The organism is Escherichia sp. E.sYA108, from assembly GCF_011754335.1.
Lineage (GTDB): Bacteria > Pseudomonadota > Gammaproteobacteria > Enterobacterales > Enterobacteriaceae > Escherichia > Escherichia coli.
Map to the genome: position 1 here is coordinate 3728652 of NZ_JAAQVZ010000001.1, position 13021 is coordinate 3741672.

Annotated in this window: 9 protein-coding genes; 7 read left to right on the plus strand and 2 right to left on the minus strand. The window is 49.6% G+C overall.

Annotation, left to right across the window (positions count from 1 at the left end; all coding sequences use genetic code 11):
- Positions 1 to 170: 170 nt before the first annotated feature.
- Together mscK and acrR are read right to left on the minus strand one after the other, a co-directional pair.
- The gene (gene mscK, locus HBM92_RS17960; protein WP_000177755.1) at positions 171 to 3533 is read right to left on the minus strand and encodes a mechanosensitive channel MscK; all 3363 of its coding nucleotides are present in this window, start codon (positions 3531 to 3533) and stop codon (positions 171 to 173) included.
- Between the two features lie 127 nt (positions 3534 to 3660).
- Positions 3661 to 4308, minus strand: a complete 648-nt coding sequence (gene acrR / locus HBM92_RS17965; RefSeq protein ID WP_000101737.1) for a multidrug efflux transporter transcriptional repressor AcrR — start codon at positions 4306 to 4308, stop codon at positions 3661 to 3663.
- A 141-nt stretch (positions 4309 to 4449) separates the two neighbouring features.
- Here acrR and acrA point away from each other — a divergent pair, with 141 nt between their 5' ends.
- The 7 genes from acrA to pdeB all read left to right on the plus strand — a co-directional run bounded on the left by acrA (position 4450) and on the right by pdeB (position 13002).
- Positions 4450 to 5643 (plus strand): multidrug efflux RND transporter periplasmic adaptor subunit AcrA, encoded by a 1194-nt coding sequence (gene acrA, locus HBM92_RS17970; protein ID WP_001295833.1) that lies wholly within the window; start codon positions 4450 to 4452, stop codon positions 5641 to 5643.
- Positions 5644 to 5665: 22 nt separating this feature from the next.
- Entirely contained in the window at positions 5666 to 8815 is a 3150-nt protein-coding gene (gene acrB, locus HBM92_RS17975; protein ID WP_001132480.1) for an efflux RND transporter permease AcrB, read from the plus strand.
- Between the two features lie 544 nt (positions 8816 to 9359).
- On the plus strand, positions 9360 to 9734 hold the full coding sequence (gene tomB / locus HBM92_RS17980) for an Hha toxicity modulator TomB (RefSeq protein ID WP_000344800.1): 375 nt from the start codon (positions 9360 to 9362) through the stop codon (positions 9732 to 9734).
- Between the two features lie 25 nt (positions 9735 to 9759).
- Positions 9760 to 9978 (plus strand): HHA domain-containing protein, encoded by a 219-nt coding sequence (locus HBM92_RS17985; RefSeq protein WP_001291435.1) that lies wholly within the window; start codon positions 9760 to 9762, stop codon positions 9976 to 9978.
- 172 nt (positions 9979 to 10150) lie between these two features.
- The gene (maa, locus tag HBM92_RS17990; protein WP_000102539.1) at positions 10151 to 10702 is read left to right on the plus strand and encodes a maltose O-acetyltransferase; all 552 of its coding nucleotides are present in this window, start codon (positions 10151 to 10153) and stop codon (positions 10700 to 10702) included.
- Positions 10703 to 10817: 115 nt separating this feature from the next.
- Positions 10818 to 11288 (plus strand): YlaC family protein, encoded by a 471-nt coding sequence (locus HBM92_RS17995; RefSeq protein WP_001304825.1) that lies wholly within the window; start codon positions 10818 to 10820, stop codon positions 11286 to 11288.
- A 163-nt stretch (positions 11289 to 11451) separates the two neighbouring features.
- Positions 11452 to 13002, plus strand: a complete 1551-nt coding sequence (pdeB, locus tag HBM92_RS18000; protein ID WP_001528761.1) for a cyclic-guanylate-specific phosphodiesterase PdeB — start codon at positions 11452 to 11454, stop codon at positions 13000 to 13002.
- Positions 13003 to 13021: the final 19 nt, after the last annotated feature.

Here is a 13021-nt window from a genome sequence, read left to right on the forward strand (position 1 = left end):
AAACGCAAAACTGCCTGATGCGCTACGCTTATCAGGCCTACACCGCTCCTGCAATATATTGAATTCTTGCGGTTTCGTAGGCCGGATAAGGCGGTCACGCCGCATCCGGCATGAACAACGCGCACTTTGTTAGTAATCTCGGGGCAACTAAATGTCGCCCCCTTTGGTTATTACCCTACCGCTGGCGTCGGATCGTCGCCTTTGTAGTCGCGTTTCACTTCCGTCACTTCATCGCCCCTCTCGTTGTGCAGATGCACTTCAAGCTGGTTAAAGGCAATGTTGATGTCGTTTTCACGGCACAGCTGATCGATAGTACGGTTCAGCTCATCGACAGTACGGCTACGGTCACGCAGTTCACGCACATACAGACGCAGCTCATGATCCAACGTGCTGGCACCAAACGCCGTAAAGAAGACTTCCGGCATTGGTTCGTGCATCACCCTTGGGTGCTCAGTCGCCGCCTTCAGTAACACTTTACGCACTTTTTCCAGATCGGAGCCATAGGCCACGCCGAGACGGATCACCAGACGCGTAGTCGTGTCAGTCAACGACCAGTTGATCAGACGCTCGGTAACAAACGCTTTGTTCGGGATAATCACTTCTTTGCGATCGAAATCGGTAATCGTTGTCGCACGAATACGGATCTTGCTGACCGTACCCGAGAAGCTACCAATGGTTACCGTGTCGCCTATGCGCACCGGACGTTCGAACAGAATGATCAAACCGGAAACGAAGTTACCGAAGATCTCTTGTAAACCAAAACCAAGACCTACGGATAATGCTGCCGCCAGCCACTGGAGTTTATCCCACGAGACGCCCAGCGATCCGAACACCGTCATCGCACCAACGGCAATAATGATGTAGTTAAGGATAGTAGTAATGGCATACGACGCGCCCTGGCGCATATTCAGTCGCGAGAGCACCAGCACTTCCAGCAAACCAGGCAGGTTGCGAATCAACGCCCAGGCCACCATTGAGGCGATAATCGCAAACAACAGACTGCCCATGGTGACGTTTTTCACCACCGCAGCACCAGCTTCAGTAGCGTTGTAATGCCAGAGCGTAATGCTGTCGAGATAGCTGAACACGGTGATCAAATCAGACCAAATTGCCCAGAACATGACACCGAACAGCGCAAACATCAGCAACATGGTAATACGCAGCGTCTGCTGGTTAACCTGCTCCAGCGCAATGGTGGGTTCTTCCGGCGGTTCGGCACCTTCTGCGCCCTCTTTCACCAGATTCTGCCGACGCGCCAGTGCACGACGCCAGGCGATACGCCGCGCCGCTACGCTTAAGCCGCGCAATACCGTCTGGTACAGCAGGTTCCAGATGATCACCAAATAAACGGTTTCAATCCAACGCCCGGAGAGGCGCAGCGTGGTGTAGAAGTAACCCGTGGCGGTCAGCACCATCAACGCAATCGGGATAATCGACAGCACGGTAATGGTGACCAGTCGCATGGTGTGCGACTCTTTATCACGCCAGCTTTCGCGGCACATCGGCCACACCAGGAAGGCAATCAGCAGCAGGTTGAAGAAAATCATCGCCTGCCCCAGCACATCATCCATCAGATGCAGCGGGGAGAGTTCTGCCACCACAGACCAGAAATGGATCGGCAGCAACGCGAGGCTGATGCGGACAATTTGCCGACGCCAGTGGCTGGTCTGCTGTTCCGGCATACCAAAGTGACGCACGGCAACACCATTTTTCTCCAGCACTTTCCAGCACAGGCCAAATACCAGCCAGAAAATCGCCAGTTTTTTGCTGAACGACCACAATAACTCGCTGATATTGAGCTGCATAGTCAGCAGAATCAGGCCGACAGCGAGAATAATCAGGCACACCGGCAGTGCGCGGATCAGGTCGATAAGGATCGCTTTTGGTGTGTTGAGCTGGCTGTCGTTACGCAGGGAACCCACAGCGGAAGCCAGTTTTTGTTGATACGCTTTCAGCCAGCCCAGACGCCAGTGGATCAGCCCGGCAATCAACAGCAGCGGCAAACCAGCGAGGAAGGCGATGAATACGGCGGGCCAGGCTTTTTCCCAGTTCACCGTGATTTTCATCGACTTAAATTCATCTTTCAGCGTTTGCGGGAACGCTTTAATCCAGTCCCAGTCCATCGGGCGGTTACTGTTCACCCAAAAAATTTGCTGCGTCAGGATGGATTTCAGGTTTTTCGACACACTCATTAACTGCTGCTGGTTGATTTGCAGGTTAATGGCCATCATCAGCTGGTTACCCAACTGTTTGTTAAGCTGATCCAGCAATTCGCGACGCATATCAACTACTTGCAATAATGCATCGTGAACTTCGCTGTTGACTTCGTTGGTGTGACCTTCTTCCAGTTTGCTGACGAACGCATCGCTCTGGAACAGCGCGTCACGCTGCTGGTTGACTTCAAACTGTTCGAGACGCAAATCCGCGATGCGGTTGGTCATGTTTTCCAGTTCATCTGCCGAGGGGAGTGTTTGTTGTTGCTGGTACAGGATACGTGACAACAGCAGACTGCCCTTCAGAACGGCAATCTGCTCCTTAATATTACGTTCCGATTGCAGCGCACGCTCCAGCCAGTTTTTGACTTTAATGTTTTGCTGCATCAACTGATTACCGTTTTCAGTCGCGGTAATCAGACGCTGACTTAACTGCTGGTTAATTTCCAGTTCCTGCTTCACCAGCGGATTAGCCTGAATACGCGCGGCTTCATCCGGGGAGACAGCTTCCTGCGCCGTTTTTTCGGTTAAAGTCAGGCGCTTGCTGTTTACCGCTTCTTGCAACAGTTGTAACTGGTGCTCCAGACGGGCGCTGTTCGCCGTCACGTAATCACGCTGCTTTTGCAAGGTATCCTGCAAGACAGTGTTCCCTTCCAGGCTTTTACGCTGCTGGTCAATCTCGGCATTCAGCAAAGCCTGCTGGACCTGCATTAACACTTTCTGGCTGGGACGTAAGGCAGTCTCGCCGACATCAGTCCCATCCAGACGACTGCGAATTTGTTGCAGCTGCTGCGAAGCGTTATACATCGCATTTTGTACGCGTTCGGGCTGCGTCTGTAGCGAAACCAGTTGGCTGTTATAAGAGGCCAGATCATTTTGTGCGTTTTGCAAATCGTCCAGCGCCTGGGCAACGCGAGTTTCCAGCTGGCGCAACGAAAGCGTGCTCAGAATTTTGCGCGTTTCTTCGTCGTTATCGACATCACTAAGTGCTGTTAACGCCGCTGTCGCCTGGCGCATTTTTTCCGGCGCTTCAGCGACTTTTTGCCGTAGCTGAACTGTCTCTTCTTTTACGCGATCGATTTTATCGAGGGTGGCTAATGTATCTGTCAGATCCTGCTGCACCAGTTTGTCCTGAGCAGAAAGATCTTTTTGTTTATTCAGTGAGTCAAGTTGTGCCTGCAGGTCCGCTTTTGTCGGTAAATCACCATTCGATGACGCCCGTGCAAACGCCGTGTTCTGGCATAACAAGACAAAAACAAAAGCAATAAATGCTGAAAAAACAAAATGCCGTGATCGTTTGTAATACTGGAACATAGTCATGATGAATGAAGGTTTCTGAACCTGAAGAACGACCTGAAAAAGTCAAACCGCAAGAATATCACGACGCAGTGAACCAGAATAGCAACGACGAAAATGTCCAGGAAAATTCCTGGAGTCAGATTCAGGGTTATTCGTTAGTGGCAGGGTTACGAAGCGTGGGGCACAGGAGATACATCTCCAGTAAGATGGCGACGTAATCGCGGGCTTCTTTTTTAAGATCAAAAGATTGCGGGGCAAAGAGCCAGTTTTCCATCAGGCCGGAAATATAGCCGCGCATAATAATTGCTGCGCGACGCGTCATTAAATCCGCAGGCAACATTTTCGCTTCAATACAATGTTTTAACGTTTGTTCTATACGGTCATAACTTTCCAGACAGAGATTACGTTGTGCCTGTTGCACAACAGCCATTTCTCCGACAAATTCGCATTTGTGGAATATAATCTCCATCAATAATCGACGCCGTTCTTCTGTCACCGTGGACTCAAGAACATGAATTAATATCTCTCTTAATACTGAGAGTGGATCGCCAGGGAATTTTGCCTGATACTCAAGCTCGAGTTCACCAATATTGGATTCTGACAGTTCCCAGATCTCACTGAACAAATCCGACTTGTCTTTAAAATGCCAGTAGATTGCACCGCGCGTAACGCCAGCTGCTTTTGCAATCTCACCCAGCGAGGTGGATGATACCCCCTGCTGTGAGAAAAGACGTAGAGCCACATCGAGGATGTGTTGGCGCGTTTCTTGCGCTTCTTGTTTGGTTTTTCGTGCCATATGTTCGTGAATTTACAGGCGTTAGATTTACATACATTTGTGAATGTATGTACCATAGCACGACGATAATATAAACGCAGCAATGGGTTTATTAACTTTTGACCATTGACCAATTTGAAATCGGACACTCGAGGTTTACATATGAACAAAAACAGAGGGTTTACGCCTCTGGCGGTCGTTCTGATGCTCTCAGGCAGCTTAGCCCTAACAGGATGTGACGACAAACAGGCCCAACAAGGTGGCCAGCAGATGCCCGCCGTTGGCGTAGTAACAGTCAAAACTGAACCTCTGCAGATCACAACCGAGCTTCCGGGTCGCACCAGTGCCTACCGGATCGCAGAAGTTCGTCCTCAAGTTAGCGGGATTATCCTGAAGCGTAATTTCAAAGAAGGTAGCGACATCGAAGCAGGTGTCTCTCTCTATCAGATTGATCCTGCGACCTATCAGGCGGCATACGACAGTGCGAAAGGTGATCTGGCGAAAGCCCAGGCTGCAGCCAATATCGCGCAATTGACGGTGAATCGTTATCAGAAATTGCTCGGTACTCAGTACATCAGTAAGCAAGAGTACGATCAGGCTCTGGCTGATGCGCAACAGGCGAATGCTGCGGTAACTGCGGCGAAAGCTGCCGTTGAAACTGCGCGAATCAATCTGGCTTACACCAAAGTTACCTCTCCGATTAGTGGTCGCATTGGTAAGTCAAACGTGACGGAAGGCGCATTGGTACAGAACGGTCAGGCGACTGCGCTGGCAACCGTGCAGCAACTTGATCCGATCTACGTTGATGTGACCCAGTCCAGCAACGACTTCCTGCGCCTGAAACAGGAACTGGCGAATGGCACGCTGAAACAAGAGAACGGCAAAGCCAAAGTGTCGCTGATCACCAGTGACGGCATTAAGTTCCCGCAGGACGGTACGCTGGAATTCTCTGACGTTACCGTTGATCAGACCACTGGGTCTATCACCCTACGCGCTATCTTCCCGAACCCGGATCACACTCTGCTGCCGGGTATGTTCGTGCGTGCACGTCTGGAAGAAGGGCTTAATCCAAACGCTATTTTAGTCCCGCAACAGGGCGTAACCCGTACGCCGCGTGGCGATGCCACCGTACTGGTGGTTGGCGCGGATGACAAAGTGGAAACCCGTCCGATCGTTGCAAGCCAGGCTATCGGCGATAAGTGGCTGGTGACAGAAGGTCTGAAAGCAGGCGATCGCGTAGTAATAAGTGGGCTGCAGAAAGTGCGTCCTGGTGTCCAGGTAAAAGCACAAGAAGTTACCGCTGATAATAACCAGCAAGCCGCAAGCGGTGCTCAGCCTGAACAGTCCAAGTCTTAACTTAAACAGGAGCCGTTAAGACATGCCTAATTTCTTTATCGATCGCCCGATTTTTGCGTGGGTGATCGCCATTATCATCATGTTGGCAGGGGGGCTGGCGATCCTCAAACTGCCGGTGGCGCAATATCCTACGATTGCACCGCCGGCAGTAACGATCTCCGCCTCCTACCCTGGCGCTGATGCGAAAACAGTGCAGGACACGGTGACACAGGTTATCGAACAGAATATGAACGGTATCGATAACCTGATGTACATGTCCTCTAACAGTGACTCCACGGGTACCGTGCAGATCACCCTGACCTTTGAGTCTGGTACTGATGCGGATATCGCGCAGGTTCAGGTGCAGAACAAACTGCAGCTGGCGATGCCGTTGCTGCCGCAAGAAGTTCAGCAGCAAGGGGTGAGCGTTGAGAAATCATCCAGCAGCTTCCTGATGGTTGTCGGGGTTATCAACACCGATGGCACTATGACGCAGGAGGATATCTCTGACTACGTGGCAGCGAATATGAAAGATGCCATCAGCCGTACGTCGGGCGTGGGTGACGTTCAGTTGTTCGGTTCACAGTACGCGATGCGTATCTGGATGAACCCGAATGAACTGAACAAATTCCAGCTAACGCCGGTTGATGTCATTACCGCCATCAAAGCACAGAACGCTCAGGTTGCAGCTGGTCAGCTCGGTGGTACGCCGCCGGTGAAAGGCCAACAGCTTAACGCCTCTATTATTGCTCAGACGCGTCTGACCTCTACTGAAGAGTTCGGCAAAATCCTGCTGAAAGTGAATCAGGATGGTTCCCGCGTGCTACTGCGTGATGTGGCGAAAATTGAGCTGGGTGGTGAGAACTACGACATCATCGCAGAGTTTAACGGCCAACCGGCTTCCGGTCTGGGGATCAAGCTGGCGACCGGTGCGAACGCGCTGGATACCGCTGCGGCAATCCGTGCTGAACTGGCGAAGATGGAACCGTTCTTCCCGTCGGGTCTGAAAATTGTTTACCCGTATGACACCACACCGTTCGTGAAAATCTCTATTCACGAAGTGGTTAAAACGCTGGTCGAAGCGATCATCCTCGTGTTCCTGGTAATGTATCTGTTCTTGCAGAACTTCCGCGCGACGTTGATTCCGACCATTGCCGTACCGGTGGTATTGCTCGGGACCTTTGCCGTCCTTGCCGCCTTTGGCTTCTCGATAAACACGCTAACAATGTTCGGGATGGTGCTCGCCATCGGCCTGTTGGTGGATGACGCCATCGTTGTGGTAGAAAACGTTGAGCGTGTGATGGCGGAAGAAGGTTTGCCGCCAAAAGAAGCCACCCGTAAGTCGATGGGGCAGATTCAGGGCGCTCTGGTCGGTATCGCGATGGTACTGTCGGCGGTATTCGTACCGATGGCCTTCTTTGGCGGTTCTACTGGTGCTATCTATCGTCAGTTCTCTATTACCATTGTTTCAGCAATGGCGCTGTCGGTACTGGTGGCGTTGATCCTGACTCCGGCTCTTTGTGCCACCATGCTGAAACCGATTGCCAAAGGCGATCACGGGGAAGGTAAAAAAGGCTTCTTCGGCTGGTTTAACCGCATGTTCGAGAAGAGCACGCACCACTACACCGACAGCGTAGGCGGTATTCTGCGCAGTACGGGGCGTTACCTGGTGCTGTATCTGATCATCGTGGTCGGTATGGCCTATCTGTTCGTGCGTCTGCCAAGCTCCTTCTTGCCAGATGAGGACCAGGGCGTATTTATGACCATGGTTCAGCTGCCAGCAGGTGCAACGCAGGAACGTACGCAGAAAGTGCTCAATGAGGTAACGAATTACTATCTGACCAAAGAAAAGAACAACGTTGAGTCGGTGTTCGCCGTTAACGGCTTCGGCTTTGCGGGACGTGGTCAGAATACCGGTATTGCGTTCGTTTCCTTGAAGGACTGGGCCGATCGTCCGGGCGAAGAAAACAAAGTTGAAGCGATTACCATGCGTGCAACACGTGCTTTCTCGCAAATCAAAGATGCGATGGTTTTCGCCTTTAACCTGCCCGCAATCGTGGAACTGGGTACCGCAACCGGCTTTGACTTTGAGCTGATTGACCAGGCAGGCCTTGGTCACGAAAAACTGACTCAGGCGCGTAACCAGTTGCTTGCAGAAGCAGCGAAGCACCCTGATATGTTGACCAGCGTACGTCCAAACGGTCTGGAAGATACCCCGCAGTTTAAGATTGATATCGACCAGGAAAAAGCGCAGGCGCTGGGTGTTTCTATCAACGACATTAACACCACTCTGGGCGCTGCATGGGGCGGTAGCTATGTGAACGACTTTATCGACCGCGGTCGTGTGAAGAAAGTTTACGTCATGTCAGAAGCGAAATACCGTATGCTGCCGGATGATATCGGCGACTGGTATGTTCGTGCTGCTGATGGTCAGATGGTGCCGTTCTCGGCGTTCTCCTCTTCTCGTTGGGAGTACGGTTCGCCGCGTCTGGAACGTTACAACGGCCTGCCATCTATGGAAATCTTAGGCCAGGCGGCACCGGGTAAAAGTACCGGTGAAGCAATGGAGCTGATGGAACAACTGGCGAGCAAACTGCCTACCGGTGTTGGCTATGACTGGACGGGAATGTCCTATCAGGAACGTCTCTCCGGCAACCAGGCACCTTCACTGTACGCGATTTCGTTGATTGTCGTGTTCCTGTGTCTGGCTGCGCTGTACGAGAGCTGGTCGATTCCGTTCTCCGTTATGCTAGTCGTTCCGCTGGGGGTTATCGGTGCGTTGCTGGCTGCCACCTTCCGTGGCCTGACCAATGACGTTTACTTCCAGGTAGGCCTGCTCACAACCATTGGTTTGTCGGCGAAGAACGCGATACTTATCGTCGAATTCGCCAAAGACTTGATGGATAAAGAAGGTAAAGGTCTGATTGAAGCGACGCTTGATGCGGTGCGGATGCGTTTACGCCCAATCCTGATGACCTCGTTGGCGTTTATCCTCGGCGTTATGCCGCTGGTTATCAGTACTGGTGCTGGTTCCGGCGCGCAGAACGCAGTAGGTACCGGTGTAATGGGCGGGATGGTGACCGCAACGGTACTGGCAATCTTCTTCGTTCCGGTATTCTTTGTGGTGGTTCGCCGCCGCTTTAGCCGCAAGAATGAAGATATCGAGCACAGCCATACTGTCGATCATCATTGATACAACGTGTAATCACTAAGGCCGCGCAAGCGGCCTTTTTTATGCATAACCTACGAACATTAAGGAGTATTGAACCACCAACTCAGGATCTCATACGAAAACCAGTATTAACCACGTATAAAATTCATAAAAAATACTGATTGTTAGTTAATTTATATTAAGTAGCGCTAATAGATTTAATAATCCATAACCATTTAGAGGCTATTCTTAATTATTTGCGGTAATTCTTTATTCATTCCTCGGTTATTACGTCATATTCAGAGCAATCCTGGTATTAGTGTCACCAATTTCTTCTGGCGATAATTCTGAAATGTTATGAACAGTTCGAGCAAACTGCTTTTACCTGCTGCGGGTTGGTGCTAGCATGAAAAAGTGAGTCCTGTCCCGCTTCCTTCCTAATTGTAATTTTTCGTAATAATGCGATGAAAACCTACAAAGAGTGGCTTATAGTTAAGCTAACAAACGAGAGGGCAAGTCCAGGTCAGTAAGTTTTTTCCATCCCGAAAGGTGTCCGTTAGTTCAACCGCTAAGAAGGGGACGCGTTATGGATGAATACTCACCCAAAAGACATGATATCGCACAGCTTAAGTTTCTCTGTGAAACCCTGTATCATGACTGCCTTGCAAACCTTGAAGAAAGCAATCATGGCTGGGTTAACGACCCAACCTCGGCGATCAACCTCCAGTTGAATGAACTGATTGAGCATATTGCGACCTTCGCACTTAATTACAAAATTAAGTATAATGAAGACAATAAGCTCATTGAGCAGATCGACGAATATCTGGATGACACCTTTATGTTGTTCAGTAGTTATGGTATTAATATGCAGGATCTTCAGAAATGGCGGAAGTCAGGTAATCGACTATTCCGTTGTTTTGTCAATGCGACGAAAGAGAATCCTGCGAGTTTATCTTGTTAGAATTATTACAACCATGGGTAGAAGTATGTCCGAAAAACCTTTAACGAAAACCGATTATTTAATGCGTTTACGTCGTTGCCAGACAATTGACACGCTGGAGCGTGTTATCGAGAAAAATAAATACGAATTATCAGATAATGAACTGGCGGTATTTTACTCAGCCGCAGATCACCGCCTCGCCGAATTGACCATGAATAAACTGTACGACAAGATCCCTTCCTCAGTATGGAAATTTATTCGCTAATAAATAACTCACTTTCGGAGCTATAACTGGCTGTTTATTAAGAATTTTGCACTTTTTTCGCCATGAAGACATACCCTATGTGATCTTCATCACACAGATGTAATGGGAACGTTCTCTTCACTGACTTTTCGTCTTACTGTGTTGCCGCATTTTCAGCAACCGGAAGTCAGTAATGAGCACAGAAAAAGAAAAGATGATTGCTGGTGAGTTGTATCACTCGGCAGATGAGGCGTTATCTCGCGATCGCCTGCGAGCTCGTCGGCTTATTCACCGATACAATCATTCCCTGGCGGAAGAGCACACATTACGCCAGCAAATTCTTGCTGATTTATTCGGTCAGGTGACAGAGGCTTATATTGAGCCAACGTTTCGCTGTGACTATGGCTATAACATTTTTCTCGGCAATAATTTTTTCGCCAACTTCGATTGCGTGATGCTTGATGTCTGCCCTATTCGCATTGGTGATAACTGTATGTTGGCACCAGGCGTTCATATCTACACGGCAACACATCCCATCGACCCTGTAGCACGTAATAGCGGTGCTGAACTGGGGAAACCCGTCACCATCGGTAATAACGTCTGGATTGGCGGACGTGCAGTCATTAACCCTGGTGTGACCATTGGTGATAACGTCGTGGTAGCCTCAGGTGCAGTTGTCACAAAAGATGTCCCGGACAACGTTGTCGTGGGCGGTAATCCAGCCAGAATCATTAAAAAATTGTAACCAGCTTTTCTCAACTGTTATGCAAAATCGTGGCAAATCTGTTACTTCCCCTCTACTATTCCCACGTTAAAATAGGGTGTTCCCTGGAAAGTTGCAGATATCACGAAGGCAAACGATGACCGAAATACAACGCCTGCTGACCGAAACGATTGAGTCTCTGAATACCCGCGAAAAACGCGACAACAAACCCCGCTTTAGTATCAGTTTTATCCGTAAACATCCGGGGCTGTTTATCGGTATGTACGTTGCTTTTTTTGCCACCCTGGCGGTGATGTTGCAGTCCGAAACGCTTTCAGGCTCTGTCTGGCTACTGGTTGTATTATTTATCCTGCTTAATGGTTTCTTCTTTTTCGATGTCTACCCACGCTACCGCTATGAAGATATCGACGTGCTGGATTTCCGCGTTTGCTATAACGGCGAATGGTACAACACGCGCTTTGTACCTGCCGCGCTGGTTGAAGCCATCTTGAACTCTCCGCGTGTCACGGATGTTCATAAAGAACAACTGCAAAAAATGATCGTCCGTAAAGGTGAACTATCTTTTTACGATATTTTTACCCTCGCTCGCGCCGAATCAACATCTTAAGTTAGGGGTACATACCAGGCGTAAAGCTCTACGCCTGGTCAAATGACAACGATCGCTTCCACCCATCACTTCAGGAAATACCAGCTCTACCTCCTTATCTCCTGCCAGCCTTTTTCCACAATCAGATATACTTTCCCTACACTGTGTTAATAAGGATATGCTGGTGAGAACACGACATCTGGTCAGCCTTATTTCGGGAGTACTGATTCTTTCAGTATTGCTGCCTGTCGGCTTAAGCATCTGGCTGGCCCATCAGCAGGTAGAAACATCATTTATTGAAGAGCTGAATACGTATTCCTCCCGCGTCGCTATTCGGGCCAATAAGGTGGCGACACAAGGGAAAGATGCGCTGCAAGAGCTGGAAAGATGGCAAGGCGCTGCCTGTAGCGAAGCCCATCTCATGGAAATGCGTCGGGTATCTTACAGTTATCGCTATATTCAGGAAGTGGTTTATATCGATAACAACGTTCCCCAGTGTTCGTCTCTGGAGCATGAAAGCCCGCCCGATACCTTCCCCGAGCCAGGTAAAATTTCGAAAGATGGTTATCGTGTCTGGTTAACATCGCATAGCGATTTAGGCATTATCCGTTATATGGTCGCCATGGGAACGGCACATTATGTCGTCATGATCGACCCTGCTTCCTTTATTGATGTCATTCCCTATAGCTCATGGCAAATTGATGCCGCCATTATTGGCAATGCCCATAACGTTGTCATAACCAGCAGCGATAAAATTGCTCAGGGAATTATTACCAGGCTACAAAAAACACCCGGTGAGCATATCGAAAATAATGGAATCATTTACGATATCCTGCCCTTACCGGAGATGAATATTTCGATCATCACCTGGGCTTCAACGAAAATGTTGCAGAAAGGCTGGCATCGGCAAGTCTTTATTTGGTTACCGCTCGGGTTGGTGATTGGCCTGCTGGCAGCGATGTTTGTGCTGCGTATTTTGCGCCGTATCCAGTCACCGCATCATCGGCTGCAGGATGCTATCGAAAATCGTGATATTTGCGTGCACTATCAGCCGATTGTCTCCTTAGCCAATGGCAAAATTGTCGGTGCTGAGGCACTGGCGCGCTGGCCGCAGACAGACGGTAGTTGGTTGTCACCAGATAGTTTTATTCCGCTGGCACAGCAAACGGGCCTTTCTGAGCCATTGACGCTACTGATTATAAGAAGCGTCTTTGAAGATATGGGCGACTGGCTGCGTCAGCATCCTCAGCAGCATATTTCGATCAATCTTGAATCCACCGTGCTCACCTCGGAAAAAATCCCGCAATTGCTGCGTGAAATGATCAATCACTATCAGGTTAATCCCAGACAGATCGCGCTTGAACTCACTGAACGCGAGTTTGCCGATCCGAAAACCAGCGCCCCGATAATTTCTCGCTACCGGGAGGCGGGCCATGAAATTTATCTCGATGATTTTGGTACAGGGTATTCAAGTTTAAGCTATTTACAGGATCTGGATGTCGACATTCTGAAGATCGATAAATCTTTCGTTGATGCGCTGGAATATAAAAATGTCACGCCGCATATCATCGAAATGGCAAAAACACTGAAACTGAAAATGGTTGCGGAGGGAATCGAAACCAGTAAACAAGAAGAGTGGCTACGCCAGCATGGCGTGCACTACGGTCAGGGCTGGCTCTACAGCAAGGCATTACCGAAAGAGGATTTCTTACGCTGGGCCGAGCAACATTTGTGAATTTTAGGGCTGACGGCAC